Source organism: Pseudomonas sp. AN3A02 (assembly GCF_011765255.1).
Classification (GTDB): domain Bacteria; phylum Pseudomonadota; class Gammaproteobacteria; order Pseudomonadales; family Pseudomonadaceae; genus Aquipseudomonas.
In genome coordinates, this window is the sequence record NZ_JAARNI010000003.1 from 524,682 (window position 1) to 539,340 (window position 14,659).

12 protein-coding genes and 1 tRNA gene are annotated in these 14,659 nt (G+C 60.2%); 4 read left to right on the forward strand and 9 right to left on the reverse strand.

Annotation, left to right across the window (positions count from 1 at the left end; all coding sequences use genetic code 11):
• Positions 1-6: 6 nt before the first annotated feature.
• Positions 7-873: a LysR family transcriptional regulator gene (locus HBJ59_RS16935; protein WP_167664171.1), complete on the reverse strand. Its 867-nt coding sequence runs from the start codon at positions 871-873 to the stop codon at positions 7-9.
• A 113-nt stretch (positions 874-986) separates the two neighbouring features.
• On the opposite strand from HBJ59_RS16935, the gene HBJ59_RS16940 reads away from it, so the two are divergent.
• Complete coding sequence (locus HBJ59_RS16940) at positions 987-1,412, forward strand: VOC family protein (protein WP_010167388.1); 426 nt, start codon at positions 987-989, stop codon at positions 1,410-1,412.
• A gap of 67 nt (positions 1,413-1,479) precedes the next feature.
• On the opposite strand, the gene HBJ59_RS16945 is transcribed toward HBJ59_RS16940, so the two are convergent.
• The 6 genes from HBJ59_RS16945 to rpsU form a co-directional block, all read right to left on the reverse strand.
• Complete coding sequence (locus tag HBJ59_RS16945) at positions 1,480-1,992, reverse strand: cupin domain-containing protein (RefSeq protein ID WP_167664172.1); 513 nt, start codon at positions 1,990-1,992, stop codon at positions 1,480-1,482.
• Between the two features lie 145 nt (positions 1,993-2,137).
• Positions 2,138-2,214, reverse strand: a tRNA-Ile gene (locus tag HBJ59_RS16950).
• A 15-nt stretch (positions 2,215-2,229) separates the two neighbouring features.
• Positions 2,230-5,973 carry a bifunctional diguanylate cyclase/phosphodiesterase gene (locus HBJ59_RS16955; RefSeq protein WP_167664173.1) on the reverse strand — a complete coding sequence of 1,248 codons (3,744 nt, stop codon included), beginning with the start codon at positions 5,971-5,973 and terminating at the stop codon, positions 2,230-2,232.
• Between the two features lie 120 nt (positions 5,974-6,093).
• Positions 6,094-7,944: an RNA polymerase sigma factor RpoD gene (rpoD, locus tag HBJ59_RS16960; protein WP_076017888.1), complete on the reverse strand. Its 1,851-nt coding sequence runs from the start codon at positions 7,942-7,944 to the stop codon at positions 6,094-6,096.
• A gap of 67 nt (positions 7,945-8,011) precedes the next feature.
• On the reverse strand, positions 8,012-9,973 hold the full coding sequence (dnaG, locus tag HBJ59_RS16965) for a DNA primase (protein WP_003211012.1): 1,962 nt from the start codon (positions 9,971-9,973) through the stop codon (positions 8,012-8,014).
• A gap of 445 nt (positions 9,974-10,418) precedes the next feature.
• Positions 10,419-10,634: a 30S ribosomal protein S21 gene (gene rpsU / locus HBJ59_RS16970; RefSeq protein ID WP_002551877.1), complete on the reverse strand. Its 216-nt coding sequence runs from the start codon at positions 10,632-10,634 to the stop codon at positions 10,419-10,421.
• A 203-nt stretch (positions 10,635-10,837) separates the two neighbouring features.
• On the opposite strand from rpsU, the gene tsaD reads away from it, so the two are divergent.
• Entirely contained in the window at positions 10,838-11,863 is a 1,026-nt protein-coding gene (gene tsaD, locus HBJ59_RS16975; RefSeq protein WP_167664174.1) for a tRNA (adenosine(37)-N6)-threonylcarbamoyltransferase complex transferase subunit TsaD, read from the forward strand.
• A gap of 33 nt (positions 11,864-11,896) precedes the next feature.
• Here the strand turns inward: tsaD and plsY are convergent, their stop codons facing one another.
• On the reverse strand, positions 11,897-12,466 hold the full coding sequence (gene plsY, locus HBJ59_RS16980; protein WP_088423353.1) for a glycerol-3-phosphate 1-O-acyltransferase PlsY: 570 nt from the start codon (positions 12,464-12,466) through the stop codon (positions 11,897-11,899).
• A 74-nt stretch (positions 12,467-12,540) separates the two neighbouring features.
• Here plsY and folB point away from each other — a divergent pair, with 74 nt between their 5' ends.
• A complete protein-coding gene (gene folB, locus HBJ59_RS16985; protein ID WP_003211007.1) occupies positions 12,541-12,894 on the forward strand; it encodes a dihydroneopterin aldolase in 354 nt (117 codons plus the stop codon).
• Positions 12,885-13,403 (forward strand): 2-amino-4-hydroxy-6-hydroxymethyldihydropteridine diphosphokinase, encoded by a 519-nt coding sequence (gene folK / locus HBJ59_RS16990; protein WP_167664175.1) that lies wholly within the window; start codon positions 12,885-12,887, stop codon positions 13,401-13,403. Before folB ends, folK begins: the two co-directional genes overlap by 10 nt.
• On the opposite strand, the gene HBJ59_RS16995 is transcribed toward folK, so the two are convergent.
• A complete protein-coding gene (locus HBJ59_RS16995; protein WP_167664176.1) occupies positions 13,373-14,608 on the reverse strand; it encodes a multifunctional CCA addition/repair protein in 1,236 nt (411 codons plus the stop codon). The genes folK and HBJ59_RS16995 overlap by 31 nt on opposite strands.
• Positions 14,609-14,659 lie beyond the last annotated feature (51 nt).

Sequence of the window (14,659 nt, forward strand, 5' to 3'; positions counted from 1 at the left end):
TGCGTTTCAGATCACGTCAGCCAGCAGGCAACGGGCAAAGAGTTGTGGCACCGGAAGGTTGCGCTGGCTGTAGCGGCTCAGCAGGATGATTTCCCGGTGAAAGGTCAGCTCGCCCAGCGGGATGACGCGCACCTGTGGCGTGCGATCCAGCCATAGTCCGGCATGGGGAACCAGTGACACCCCGAGGCCGCATTCGACCATTTTGACCAGCGCCTCGATCTCGTCCAGTTCCAGCGCCACTTGCACATCCAGCCGCTGCTCCCGCAGAAAACGACTGACCAGCCGGCCGCCAAACGAAGCGCGGTCGTAGCGCACATGAGGATGAGCGGCGAGCAGCTGCAGCGGGTCATCACCCTTGACCGTGTGCGGCACGATCAACACAAACGGCTCCTTGCGCAGCACCTGTACGTGCAGTTCCTTGGGCAAATCAAAGGGCGGGCGAATGATGATCGCCGAATCCAGCTCGCCTGCGTCTACCTGGCTGAGCAACTCCAGGGAAACCCCTGGCACTAATTTGCATTCGACCGTCGGCGCAGCCTGGCGCAAGCGCACGAGGGCCTGGGGCAGCAACCCGGTCTGGGCGGTGGTGATGGCGCCGACTTTTAATTCGCCACGGTATTCGTTGGCGTCCACCGGCACCGCCATGCGGTTGAACGTTTCGAGGATTTCCTTGGCCAACGGCAATGCACGGATACCCGCCGCATTCAGCGTGGCCTGGCGCCCGGTGCGGTCGAACAACTGCACGCCGAGCACCTGCTCCAACTGGCGAATCTGCGCGCTCACCGCCGACTGCGTCAGCCCGATATGCATGCCAGCCGCGGCGAACGTGCCATGGCGGGTAACGGCGATAAAGGTTTTCAGTTCCCGCAGCATGGGCGTCTCGATTGATCAAAATAATTTGAGCTCGATGCGAAAACTATCGTCTTTCCATCGATGACGGCAAGGCTAGACTCGGAAGGACTTAATACCCATAGAGGTTAGACCTGATGGCACTGGCTCCTTTTCACCTGGCAATTCCGGTATTCGACTTGGCGGCTGCGCGGCAGTTTTATGGTGAGGTGTTTGGGTTGGAGGAGGGACGTGCCAGTGATCATTGGGTCGACTTCGACTTCTTCGGGCATCAACTGGTCATCCATGAACACCCGAAAACCGCTTCTCAGGAAGCTGCGCACACCAATGCGGTAGACGGCCACGACGTGCCGGTGCCGCATTTTGGCGTGGTGCTGAGCTGGGATGATTGGCATGCGCTGGCGGAGCGATTGCAGGCGCGGAATACGCGATTTGTGCTTGAGCCGCACATTCGTTTCAAAGGTCAGGTGGGTGAGCAGGCGACGTTGTTTCTGTTTGATCCGTGCGGCAACGCGTTGGAGTTCAAGGCATTCAAGGATATTGGGCAGTTGTTTGCCAAGTGAGGGCGCGTCGATGAATGGCCTTGATGCAACGGGCATCGCCGAGCAGATGCCCGTGTGATCGGGAAGGCTAGGGTGCCTTGCACACCTTCGCAGCCGCAGCATCGTTCGGGATAAATGAATCCGGCGCGCCTGGCTTCAGCACCACGTACCCTCGCCGCCAGGGTTGATCGTCCACCAAATTCCAGCGATGCCCTGTACCGGTATTGTCTTCAGCAATCAGTACTTCACCCGGATGCAACGTGAACTTCTCACCGCCGCGAGTCACGAATGCCAAGGTACCGGAGAGCGTCATGACGTACTGGGGCTCCGGGTCGTTATGCCAGCCATACGAGGAGTGCGCCGGGGTTTGCTTGAAGTGGATGGCGGTCACGTCGTTGCGCATGCTCTGGTCGATGGTGCCTACCAGTACGTGGGAGGCGTTGTCGGCGCCGGTGCACAGCTTGAAAGCCTTGATGGTGTCAGTGGCAGCGGGGGCGGCTTGTGCGCCGCTCAAGGTGGCGAGGGTGATTGCGACGGCGGCTGCGGCACGCAGGCCCAGGCGGTGGATTGCGTTGTGCGGCGAACGTTTCTTCTGAGGCATGGAACAAGTTTCCCTCGTGCTGGAGTGGCGTTGATTGGGAATCATGGTCTTCGCCGTCGCCGTTCGGGACAACTAACTAATCTTTCATTGCTGCACGCCTCAGGCGCCAGAAACGACAAAGCCGCGCAATGCGCGGCTTTCAAGATGGTGGGCCCAGTAGGACTCGAACCTACGACCAAGGGATTATGAGTCCCCTGCTCTAACCAACTGAGCTATAGGCCCTCAGTAGGCCGCGGATTATAGCGATGGTTTCTTCGCTGTGCCATCCGAAAAGTCCGAAACGCTCATACGAAGGAAAGTCGCGGCGAAAAGGTCCGGCGGTAGTGGCAGGCTGACGATGTAGCCTTGCATCTGCTCACAGCCTTCAGCCGCCAGAAACGCTTGCTGCGCAGGCGTTTCCACACCCTCAGCGATGATAGTGAATTGCATGCTGTGCCCCAGGGCAATAATGGCGCGTACGATCGCGGCATCGTGTGGGTCATCGGGTAGGCCGCGCACGAAGGATTGGTCGATCTTCAGGAAGTCCAGCGGCAGGCGCTTCAAATAGCTGAGGGACGAATAGCCGGTGCCGAAATCATCAATGGCCAGTTGCACGCCCAGACGCTTGAGTTGATGGAGCACCTCCAGCGCTTCTTCGGCCTGGCTCATGATGAAGTTTTCGGTGATCTCCAGTTGCAGGCAGCCGGGCTCCAGCCGGTTGTCCTGCAGCAATTGTTCGATGCGCGCCAGCAGGTTGGGGTGGCGCAGTTGCGCGCCGGCGAGGTTGACGGACAGCGTGCCGAATTCGTCATAGTACTCTCTCCAATCGTGCATTTGTCGGCAAGCCTGTTCCAGTACCCAGTCACCAATCTGCAGGATCATGCCGTTCTCTTCGGCCAGGGCGATGAAGTGCTCGGGCGGCACTTCGCCGAAGGTGGGATGGCGCCAGCGAATCAGCGCTTCGGCGCCGATCAGTTGTTGGGTGTCGAGGCTCAGCTTCGGCTGGTAATAGAGAGAAAATTCGTCGCGTTCGATCGCCCGACGAAGTTCGTGCTCAAGCGCCACGCGTTCGTTGGCCTGGGCGGTGAGGTCCTGGGTGTAGCTTTCAACGCGGTTGCGGCCCTTGGCCTTGGAGCGGTACATGGCGGCGTCGGCATTTTTCACCAGGGTGGCAACATCATCTCCGTCCCGTGGATACAGGCTGGTGCCGATGCTGGCGCTGATAAAGAACTCGTGTTCGCCCGCCTGGAACGGCGGGGTGAAGCAGGCCAGCAGTTTATTGGCCAGGTGTTCGGCGTCGCTGGCTTGTTGCAGGCCGGGCAGGAGGATGATGAATTCGTCGCCACCCAGGCGCGCGACGGTGTCGACGTCCCGTAGTTGGTCCTTGAGACGCACGGCGATGTCTTTGAGCAGCAGGTCGCCAATCGGGTGGCCGAGGCTGTCGTTGATGTGTTTGAAGCGGTCGAGGTCGAGGAACAGCACGGCGCCCTGGCTGCCGTTTTCCTGTTGATTGTTGAGGGCGGCCTGCAGGCGGCTTTCGAACAGGGTGCGGTTGGGCAGGCCGGTCAGCGGGTCGTGGTGGGCCTGGTAATCGAGGCGCGCCTGGGCGTGCTTGAGGCTGGAGATGTCGGCGAACACCGCGACAAAGTGGGTGATCGATTGGTCGTGGTTGCGCACGGCGCTGATGGTCAGCCAGCTGGGGTACAGCTCGCCGTTCTTGCGCCGGTTCGAGATCTCGCCTTGCCAATGGCCGTGGGCCGTCAGTTGGTGCCACATGGCCGCGTAGAAGGCGCTGTCGTGCAGGCCGGAGGCGAGCAGGCGCGGGGTTTGACCGAGGGCCTCGGCTTCGCTGTAGCCGGTGATCTCGCTGAAGGCGCGGTTCACAGCGCTGATATTTTGCCGGGTGTCGGTGATCAGTACGCCTTCAGCCGTGCTCTCGAACACGGTGGCGGCCTGTTGCAGCTTTTCCTGCATCAGTTGGCGTTCGGTGATGTCCCGGGCGATGGTGAGCATGCAGTCGTCGTCGCCGATGGGCAGCGCGCGGCTGGAGACCTCGCAGAGGCGAATCTCGCCATCGTTGCGGCGGATATGGCAGACAAAGTCGCGGACAAATCCGTCCCGTTGCAGTAGCTCCAGCATGTGTTTGCGTTCGTTCAGGTCGACCCAGATGCCCAGGTCCAGGGTTGACTGGTCGAGTGACATCACGCTGTTGAAGCCGGTTATGCGGCTGAATCCTTCGTTGACTTCAATCAGCAAGCCGTCGCTTTGACGGCTCAATAGCAGGCCGTCAGGGGAAGCGTGGAAGGCCTTGGCGAATTTCTCTTCCGAGGTTTGCAGGCGTTGCTGGGTTTCTTTCAGCTGGGTGATGTCGCGCACCACGACCACCAAGGCTTCGGTGGTATCGAGTTGAAAGGGTTCGGCGGAGATCAGCCCGGTGAAGGCCTGGCCGTTATTGCGCCGGAAGGGCATTTCCAGGTTGCGGATGCTGGTGGTCTGTACCCGTTGCAGCAGGCCGGGGCCTACGCCCTGAATGCCCCAGATATTCAGTTCGGTGGCGGTTTTTCCCACGACGTCTTCGGCGCTCAGCCCGATCTGGTCTTCGAATGCCTTATTGACCTCCATCAGGCAGCCGTCGGACAGACGAGCGATCACCAGGATGTCGGGGCATTGCTGGAACACCGAGGCAAACTTCTGTTCCGAAAGCTGCAATGCTTCCTCGGTGCGCTTGGCTTCGCTGATGTCGATCATCAGGCCACGTAGCACCGGCTCGTGGCCGTGCTCGATCAGGCTGACGATGTCCCGCACCCATAGGCAGCGGCCATCAGCGGTGATCACGCGGTAGTCGACGCTGTGGTCACGGTTGGCTCGGGTTTCTGCGTAGCAATAGGATTCGGTGCGGGTCAGGTCGGCCGGGTGGATGATGTTGCGCCAGAAGCCCGGGATCAGCCAATGGGCGCGGGGGTAACCGAGCAGCTCCTCGGCATGGGGCGACACGTAGCTGTAGGTGAAATCGCTGATGCTGGCTTCCCAGGCAATCGCGGAAAGGCTCTCGACCAGGCCGCGATAGTGGTATTCGCTGCTGCGTAGTTCCTGTTCGAGGGCGACACGGCGGGAAATCTCCGAACTGAGCCGGCGATTGATCCGGATGACCACCGCCAGCACGATGCTCAATAACAATACGGCCGGCAGCCCGTAGAGCAGTACATCCGTCCAGAGGGTGCGGTGGTCGACGACATTGCCGACCCAGCGTTGCTGGATGGCCTCGGTTTCGGCCGGGCTGATATCCGCCAGGACCTTGTCGAGGATGCCCACTAGCATTTTGTCGGCGTTGGGTACGCCCATGGCCAATTGATAGCGATAGGGCGTTTCGCCACTGACGTACAGGCCTTCCAGTTTCAGTTGGCGCAGGCTCCACACGCTGGACGCCAGATCGCCGACCACGGCATCAACCTTGTCGGTGGCCAGGGCCTGCAGCGCCGAGCTGACGTTGGGCATGGCCACGAGGTTGAGGTCGGGATGGTGAGTGCGTAGCAGTTCGTGAGGGGCATAGTTCTCTACCACGGCGATCTTCAGCCCATAGAGGTCCTTGAGGTTGCGTGGTTGCGGACCGCCTTCATGAGCGAGGATGACGATGGGGAAGTCGAGATAGGGTCGGGTGAACGACAGGAAGCCTTGGCGTTCCGGGGTGGACATGATGCCCGGCAGCAGGTCAAGTTGGTTGTTACGGGCCTGCTCCAGCACCGCATTCCAGTTTACCGGCTCGATCAGCTTTAGCCGGATCCCAAGGCGATCCTGCATCAGCCGCACGTAATCGGCGGCCAGGCCCTGGTAGCGACCGTCTTCATCGCGGTATTCAAAGGGGGGCCAAGAGGCATCGACGCCCAGGCGCAACTCTTGGTGGTCCGCCAGCCAGCCACGCTCTTCATCGGTGAGAGTCAACGCGCCAGCCGTTGCGGTCCAGGTCAGCAGCGACAGCAGTAACACGGTCGGCAATCTGGGCATAACGGTCTCGTTATGGCACGGGGAATGTTTCGAGTGTAGACGGGCATTGCGGGGGAGGGGAGGCGGCGAGGATTTAATCTGTAGAAGCAAAAACCCCGGCCTGGGCCGGGGTTTTTGTGATCACTCGTCGAGGAAGGAGCGCAAATGCTCGCTTCTCGTCGGGTGGCGCAGCTTGCGCAACGCCTTGGCTTCGATCTGACGAATCCGCTCACGGGTAACGTCGAACTGCTTACCGACTTCCTCAAGGGTGTGGTCGGTATTCATGTCGATGCCGAAGCGCATACGCAGTACCTTGGCTTCACGGGCAGTGAGGCCGGACAGTACGTCGCGAGTCGCTTCTTTCAGGCTCTCAACGGTGGCAACATCGATTGGCGACTGCATGGTCGAGTCTTCGATGAAGTCACCCAGGTGGGAGTCTTCGTCATCACCGATTGGGGTTTCCATGGAGATCGGTTCTTTAGCGATCTTCAATACCTTGCGGATTTTATCCTCAGGCATTTCCATGCGTTCGCCCAGCTCTTCCGGGGTCGGTTCGCGACCCATTTCCTGCAACATCTGCCGGGAAATACGGTTGAGCTTGTTGATCGTCTCGATCATGTGCACCGGAATACGGATGGTGCGGGCCTGGTCGGCGATCGAGCGAGTGATCGCCTGACGGATCCACCAGGTGGCATAAGTCGAGAACTTGTAGCCGCGACGGTATTCGAACTTGTCCACCGCTTTCATCAAGCCGATGTTGCCTTCCTGGATCAGATCGAGGAATTGCAGGCCACGGTTGGTGTACTTCTTGGCGATGGAGATCACCAGACGCAAGTTCGCTTCAACCATCTCTTTCTTCGCGCGGCGGGCCTTGGCCTCACCGATCGACATGCGACGGTTGATGTCCTTGATCTCGGCAATCGTCAGACCGGTTTCGGTCTGCAATGCAGTCAGCTTCTGCTGGCAACGAACGATGTCGGCCTGGAAGCGACCAATGGCTTCAGCGTATTTGCTTTTGCCTTTGGCCAGTGCGTCGGTCCAGCTTTCGTCGACTTCGTTGCCCGGGAACTGGCGCAGGAAGTCGGCACGCGGCATGCGCGCATCACGGACACAGAGCTGCATGATCGCACGCTCTTGTGCACGCAGACGCTCAAGGGCGCTACGAACCCGCTCAACCAGGCCTTCGAATTGCTTCGGTACCAGTTTGATCGGCATGAAGAGTTCAGCCAGGGCCAGCAATTCAGCAGTTGCCTGCTTGCTGCCGCGACCGTGCTTCTTCAGGGCCTTGCGAGCCAGTTCCATCTGATCGGAGACCGCGCCAAAGCGCTGGGCTGCGATGATCGGATCCGGACCGCTTTCGACTTCTTCTTCGTCATCGGTGCTGGCTTCAGCTTCTTCTTCGTCGGTGTCGTCGTCTGCTTTGGCAGCCTTGGCATCGATCGGCGGAGGAACTTCAGCCGCAGGTGGCGCAATGCCGTCGTCCGGGTCGATATAACCGCTCAGGACGTCGGACAGGCGGCCACCTTCGGTGGTGACGCGAGTGTACTCGGAGAGAATGTGGTCAACCGTGCCTGGGAAGTGCGCGATTGCGCCCATCACTTCACGGATGCCCTCTTCGATACGCTTGGCGATTTCGATTTCGCCTTCACGTGTCAGCAGCTCTACCGTACCCATTTCGCGCATATACATGCGCACAGGGTCAGTCGTGCGACCGATGTCGGTCTCGACCGCTGCCAACGCGGCGGCTGCTTCTTCAGCGGCTGCCTCGTCGGTATCGGCGTCGGCCAACATAAGGGCGTCCGCATCCGGAGCACTCTCGTGTACGGGGATCCCCATGTCATTAATCATGCGGATGATGTCTTCCACCTGCTCTGGATCTGAAATATCCTCAGGCAGGTGGTCGTTGACCTCTGCGTAAGTCAGATACTTCTGCTCACGACCAAGGGTGATCAACTCTTTGATACGAGACTGCTGTTGCGCTTTTCCGGACATAACACCCTATCCACTGAAGGTCTTGGCGGGCAAAAAACAAGCCGAGGATTATACCCGAGCTATGACCTCACACGCCAGCTGAGGTCGGGTTTGATGCGGAAACATTGCGACTTAAAAGGTCGCGCAGTTGATTTTTCTCTTCGGCGGTCAATTCACTCTGACGCGCTTTTCGAAGAAGTTGTTCCAGGTTTCGCTCGCGTTGACGAGCTACCAAGCTAGTAATGGTGTCGAAAAACTGTTGTTCAAGGTTATCGCCATCAATCAGCCATTCCTTTTCTGCCAACGCCTTTAGCAAGCGGCCCTGTTCAGTGCCGTGCCAGCGTGCAATCAGCTGGAATGAGTTTAGCTTAGGATTCTTCTGTACGGCCTCGAGCAGGGCCACCAACAGTTGTGTATTGGTGTGGTCTTCGGCCGCAAAGTGCCCCGCGTCTTCGACTTTTTGTGCCAGCTGCGGGTGATGCAAAAGTGTGCGCAGGGCTGCCATGGTGGGCGGCTCTACTGCTGCTGGGACGCGCGGGCCGCGCGGTTCGTCACGGTCACCGCCACGTTTGCCGTTTTTGTCCCAGGGCTTCTTGTCCCATTTCTTGCCGCCGGCGCCGGGTTTCTTCGGTGTCCACTCCTGCTGGGGCGTGTAGGCCTCCTGCGGTTGGTGGAAGTCGGAATAGTCCGGCATGGCGTCGTAATCCATGCCCGGGTCGTAAGCCGGCGGCGCCTCTTGCGGCGCGCTGCGCGCCAGCTGGCTGACGGCCTCGCCACTCAATCCGGTAATTTCCAGCAGTCGCTGGCGCATCAGGGTTCGCAGGTTCGCGCCCGGAACCTTGTCGATCAGCGGTGCCGCGAGGGTGACCATATGGGCCTTGCCTTCGAGGGAGCGCGGGTCGGACTCTTCGGTCAGTTGCTGGAAAAAATAATCGGCCAGCGGTTGTGCGTGCTGGTTGATGCGCGCACGGAACGCGTCGGTGCCTTCGGAGCGGACCAGGGTGTCCGGGTCTTCGCCTTCGGGCAGGAACAGGAAGCGTGCGCGGCGTCCGTCCTGCAGGCTTGAAAGCGTTGACTCAAGGGCGCGCCAGGCGGCATTGCGGCCGGCCTGATCGCCGTCGAAGCAGAACAGCACGTTGGGCACCACGCGAAACAGACGCTTCAAGTGCTCTTCGCTGGTTGCGGTGCCCAAGGTGGCCACGGCGTTGCGCAAGCCTTGCTGGGCCAGGGCGATCACGTCCATATAGCCTTCAACCACGATGATTTCATCGAGGTTGCGATTGTTCTTGCGCGCTTCAAACAGGCCGTAGAGCTCCTGGCCTTTGTGAAACACCGGGGTTTCCGGTGAGTTCAGGTATTTGGGCTTGTCGTCCCCCAGCACCCGGCCGCCGAACGCGATGATGCGGCCACGACTGTCGCGGATCGGGAACATCACTCGATCGCGGAAACGGTCATAGCGCTTGCCGGTCTCGGCGTTTTCCACCAGCAGGCCGGCGTCGATCATGGCTTTTTGCTGCAGGGTGTCGCTGCTCAGGTGCTTGTACAGATTGTCCCAGCCGGGCGGGGCGAAACCGAGGCCGAAGTCGCGGGCGATTTCACCGGTCAGGCCGCGGCCCTTGAGGTAATCGACGGCGGCTTTGCGCTGCGGGTGGCTTTTCAGTGCCTGGCGGTAAAAATCGGCAGCAGCGGTGAGCAGCGGGTACAGCGGCGAATCGGTGGGTTGCCGCGGTTTGTGCGGGCGGCCACTTTCTTCGCGGGGGATTTCCATGCCGGCGGCTTTCGCCAGTTCCTCGACGGCCTGGGGGAAGTCCAGGTTGTCGTGGTCCATGATGAAGCCGAGGGCGTTGCCGCCGGCGCCGCAGCCGAAGCAGTAGTAGAACTGCTTGTCGGGGCTGACGCTGAACGACGGCGTCTTTTCTTTGTGGAACGGGCAGCAGGCGGTGTAGTTCTTGCCGGCCTTTTTCATTTGCAGGCGCGAGCTGACAACATCGACGATGTCGGTGCGGTTCAGAAGGTCGTCAATAAAGCTCTGGGGAATTAGCCCGGCCATGGCGTTCTCGTCATCACTGCGTGTAAAAGAGGGCCCGCAAAGTGCTCAAGGCGCGCGTATTGTGCGGCTCGATCAACTGTCGTCTGCTTGGTCTGTCAGGAAGTGTATCTGCCGAACATTCACTGACGTTAGTTCCGATCAGTGCCCGGCGTAGAAATGTTGCCCGGGAGTCCGGTCTTGGCCATGTGCGGGCCTCGGAAGCTCATCGATGGGCGCAGCCGACCTGTTGATCGTCTGTTAAAAAATAAGTGTGCTCGTCAGTAGCCTTGTTAGGCTCGTCAGAAGAGACGTGCACCGCTGGCAAAAGAGCCAGTCCTGACGTGTGAAGCAGTTCGTTTCAGTCGCGTGTGCGGCCTCAACGGTGAAGCATCAAGCGATATCCGCAAATGCCAACAGCCCGGCTGAGGGCCGGGCTTGGCAGAAGCTTGCTACGAACGTCTGTGTATTAGTACAGACGAACGGCGCGGCGCTGCTCGCGCTGAACTTTCTTGGCGTGACGCTTAACAGCGGCTGCTGCTTTACGCTTACGCTCAGAAGTTGGCTTCTCGTAAAATTCGCGGCTACGAACTTCAGCCAGAACACCGGCTTTTTCGCAGGAGCGCTTGAAACGACGCAGAGCTACGTCGAAGGGTTCGTTCTCTTTTACTTTGACGGCTGGCATCCAGAGCTACCTTCTTTCATTACCGGGAATCAACGTTCTCGTCGCAAAAAATTCGCGGCTGAGGTCGTCGGTTTTTAAGGGTTGCGGATGTTAACCCCTCATTGCCCGGAATGCAAAGCCTCTGATCGAAAACCGCTAGTCGGGAGGGGGAGCGGCGACTATTATGCGCGCCTTCGAATTCAGCCTCTACAAGGCGTAAACCCATGCTAGTTCTGGGATTAGAAACCTCGTGCGACGAAACCGGTGTCGCACTTTACGACAGTGAACGCGGGCTTTTGGCCGACGCACTGTTCAGTCAGATCGACCTGCATCGCGCCTATGGTGGCGTGGTGCCGGAGCTGGCCAGCCGTGATCATGTGAAACGCATGTTGCCATTGATTCGCCAGGTATTGGACGAGGCCGGCTGCGTGCCGACCGAGATCGACGCCATTGCCTATACCGCAGGCCCGGGGTTGGTCGGAGCCCTGCTGGTTGGGGCCTCTTGCGCCCAGGCGCTGGCATTTGCCTGGGGCATTCCGGCCCTCGGTGTGCACCACATGGAAGGCCATTTACTGGCACCGATGCTGGAAGAAAACCCGCCAGAGTTCCCGTTCGTCGCTTTGTTGGTTTCAGGTGGCCATACACAGCTGGTTCAGGTCGACGGAATCGGTCAATACACGCTTCTGGGCGAAAGCCTGGACGACGCTGCCGGTGAAGCTTTCGACAAGACCGCGAAGATGATGGGGCTCAATTATCCCGGCGGTCCGGAAATTGCGCGGCTGGCGGAAAAAGGCGTGGCAGGGCGCTACACCTTCCCGCGTCCGATGTGCGATCGCCCTGGCCTGATGTTCAGCTTCAGCGGCTTGAAAACCTCTGCCCTGAATACCTGGCAGCAGAGCGTCAGCGCCGGAGACGACAGTGAACAAGCCCGTTGCGACATCTCGCTGGCGTTCCAGCAGGCCGTGGTGGAGACTTTGACCATCAAGTGCAAGCGGGCCCTGAAGCAGGCGGGCATGAAGCGCCTGGTAATCGCAGGCGGCGTCAGCGCGAACAAGGCTTTGCGCAGCTCCCTGGAGAAAATGCTCGGCGACATGAAGGGCGACGTGTTTTACGCCCGCCCCGAATTCTGTACCGATAACGGCGCGATGATCGCTTATGCCGGTTGCCAGCGTTTGCAGGCCGGGCAGCATGAAAGCCTGGCAATCAGCGTGCAGGCACGCTGGCCGATGGAGCAACTGCCGCCGCTGTAACCGGCGAACGTGAACCCGGTTCACCGGACGTATTTAAAAATGCCGTTCGCGCCCGGCAAACAGGTCGCGTAAATTGCCCCGGTGGCGCCAGACGATCAGCAGCGTGAGCACGCTCATCGGCACCAGCGCCGCCGGCTCCTGCCAGGCCAGCAACGGTAGGGTAAGGGGCGTGGCGATCAATGCGGCCAGCGAGCTGGTACGGGTCAGGTAGAACGTCAGCAGCCAGGCCAGGATGGCCAGCAGCGCCGCCGGTGGGTAGATGCCCAGCAGCATGCCGGCCGCCGTAGCGACGCCCTTGCCGCCGCGAAAGCGGAAGTACAGCGGGAACAGGTGGCCGAGCACCGCGCAGACGCCGATCCAGGCTTGCTGTTGCAGCGAAAGCCCGGCGAGATCGGCGATCAGCACCGGCAGCAGGCCCTTGCAGACGTCGCCGAACAACGTCAGTACGGCGAGTTTCTTGCCGGCCAGGCGCAACATATTGGTGGCGCCGGCATTGCCTGAGCCACTCATTCGCGGGTCGGGGTTTCCCGTCAGGCGGCTGAGCAAAATGGCGAAGGACAGCGAGCCGAGCAGGTAGGCGAGAGTCGCCAGTAACCAAAACATGCTAACTATTCCGGGCGAGGACGCCCTGATTCTAACGGGGCATCGCGCCCTTGTCGTGCAGCGGAGAAGAGTGCTTGGACAGAGTGTTTATCGAAGGCCTGGAAGTCGACACCGTGATCGGGGCGTACGACTGGGAGCGCGGGATCCGGCAATGCCTGCGCCTGGACCTGAGCTTCGCCTGGGATAACCGCCCGGCCGCTGCCGGTGATGATCTGACCTTGGCGCTGGATTACGCCAGCGTGTCCGCGCGTATCCAGGCCTTTGCCGAGCAGGCGCAGTTCCAGCTGGTGGAAACCTTTGCCGAGCGCCTGGCCGAAGTCTTGATGAGTGAGTTCCAGATTCCCTGGCTGCACCTCAAACTGACCAAGCCCGGCGCCGTTCCGGCAGCCAAGGGCGTGGGCGTGGAGATCGAGCGCGGATGTCGCTAACTCAGGTTTACCTTGGTCTTGGCAGCAATATCGAGCGTGAGGCCCATTTACGCGCTGGCCTCGATGCGCTGGCGGCTTTCCTGACGGACCTGCGCTGTTCGGCGGTGTTTGAAAGCCAGCCGGTGGGCATCAAGAGCGGGCCGTTCTTCAATCTGGTGGTGTCGGCGTATACCGACCTGCCGCTGATGGAGCTGGACCGTCGACTGAAGTTTATCGAGGCCGACAATGGCCGCTATGCCCCGGATCGCAAGGGCCTGCCGCTGGATATCGACGTGCTGCTGTACGGCGACTTGGTCGGTAACTTCGATGGCCTGATTCTGCCCCGGGCCGAAATCCTGAAGAATGCGTTTGTGCTGTGGCCGCTGTCGCTGATGGCGCCGGAGCGTGTGCACCCTGAGGCGGCCAAGACATTTGCCGCGCTTTGGCAGGATGCACAAATCGATCAGGTACTGGCGCCGGTCGCTTTCGAGTGGCGGAATCAGCCGTTAACGCCGGATGCGCTCTTGTAGGCTTTCAGCGCCTTGAGCCGTTCGCGTTTCAGTGCTTCACCCAGCTCGGGACCTTTGAATCCTTGTTCCAGTAGCGGTGCGACCGCGACACCCCGTGCGGCGAGCGCCGCGCCGCGCAAATAATCCGCTTGTGGATAACTTCTCTGCTCGAGGCCTTTGCGGCCGCGGGCGTCCATCTCGCACGCCACCACAAACTCCTCGAAGCGCTGCGGGCGACGGTAAACGTCAAAGCTTTGCAGCAACTCCAGCAAAGTTGCAGGCCTCAGCTCCAGTGCGCGATGTCCGTGGGTGTGATATTCGCCCACCAGCAGCGCCAGTTCCTGGCAATCCCTTGGTACCTTAAAGCGCTCATTCACCGCCTTGATCAGCAGCAGGCCGCGATGCTCATGAGCAATGTGCTGCGGCAACTTATCCACAGGCGTGAGGCCTTTGCCCAAGTCGTGCAGCAGGCAGGCCCAGCGCACGGTCAGCGGTTGGGCATGGATGGCCGCCTGCTCCAGCACACTCAGGGTGTGGATGCCGGTATCGATTTCGGGGTGATGGGCTTCTGGTTGTGGCACGCCGAACAGCGCGTCGATTTCAGGCATCAGGGTTTTCAGCGCGCCGCAATCGCGTAGCACCTGGATAAATACCTGTGGCTGATTTTCCATCAGGGCGCGGGAAATTTCTTTCCAGCTGCGCTCAGGCGTCAGGGCTTCCAGCTCGCCTGAATCGCTGAGTTCGCGCATGAGCTCCAGGGTTTCTGGCGCGACGGTAAAACCCAGGCCTGCGTAGCGCGCAGCAAAACGGGCAACGCGCAGGACTCGGAGAGGATCTTCGGCGAATGCGGGGGAAACATGGCGAAGAATGCGCTCTTTCAGATCGCGCTGGCCGTGGTACGGGTCAGTTAGGTTGCCGTCGTCATCTTCTGCCATTGCATTGATGGTCAGGTCGCGGCGGATCAGGTCTTCTTCCAGGGTAACTTCGGGGCTCGCGTGAAACACAAAGCCACCATAACCCCGGCCGCTCTTGCGCTCTGTGCGGGCGAGGGCGTACTCGTCGCCGTTTTTCGGGTCAAGGAAGACGGGGAAATCCGCGCCCACGGGCTTGTAGCCCAGGGCGAGCATTTCTTCAGTGGTAGCGCCGACTACGACACGGTCGACATCGGTAACGGGGATGCCCAGCAGGCGATCACGCACCGCACCGCCGACTTTGTAGATTTGCATGAAAAAGCCTCCATTAGCGGCACAGGATAACGCCTGCGGCCCGCCAATGGA

Coding starts and splice junctions, on each gene's coding strand:
- HBJ59_RS16935 (WP_167664171.1), bottom strand. CDS start 873: ATGCTGCGGGAACTGAAAACCTTTATCGCCGTTACCCGCCATGGCACG.
- HBJ59_RS16940 (WP_010167388.1), top strand. CDS start 987: ATGGCACTGGCTCCTTTTCACCTGGCAATTCCGGTATTCGACTTGGCG.
- HBJ59_RS16945 (WP_167664172.1), bottom strand. CDS start 1,992: ATGCCTCAGAAGAAACGTTCGCCGCACAACGCAATCCACCGCCTGGGC.
- HBJ59_RS16955 (WP_167664173.1), bottom strand. CDS start 5,973: ATGCCCAGATTGCCGACCGTGTTACTGCTGTCGCTGCTGACCTGGACC.
- rpoD (WP_076017888.1), bottom strand. CDS start 7,944: ATGTCCGGAAAAGCGCAACAGCAGTCTCGTATCAAAGAGTTGATCACC.
- dnaG (WP_003211012.1), bottom strand. CDS start 9,973: ATGGCCGGGCTAATTCCCCAGAGCTTTATTGACGACCTTCTGAACCGC.
- rpsU (WP_002551877.1), bottom strand. CDS start 10,634: ATGCCAGCCGTCAAAGTAAAAGAGAACGAACCCTTCGACGTAGCTCTG.
- tsaD (WP_167664174.1), top strand. CDS start 10,838: ATGCTAGTTCTGGGATTAGAAACCTCGTGCGACGAAACCGGTGTCGCA.
- plsY (WP_088423353.1), bottom strand. CDS start 12,466: ATGTTTTGGTTACTGGCGACTCTCGCCTACCTGCTCGGCTCGCTGTCC.
- folK (WP_167664175.1), top strand. CDS start 12,885: ATGTCGCTAACTCAGGTTTACCTTGGTCTTGGCAGCAATATCGAGCGT.
- HBJ59_RS16995 (WP_167664176.1), bottom strand. CDS start 14,608: ATGCAAATCTACAAAGTCGGCGGTGCGGTGCGTGATCGCCTGCTGGGC.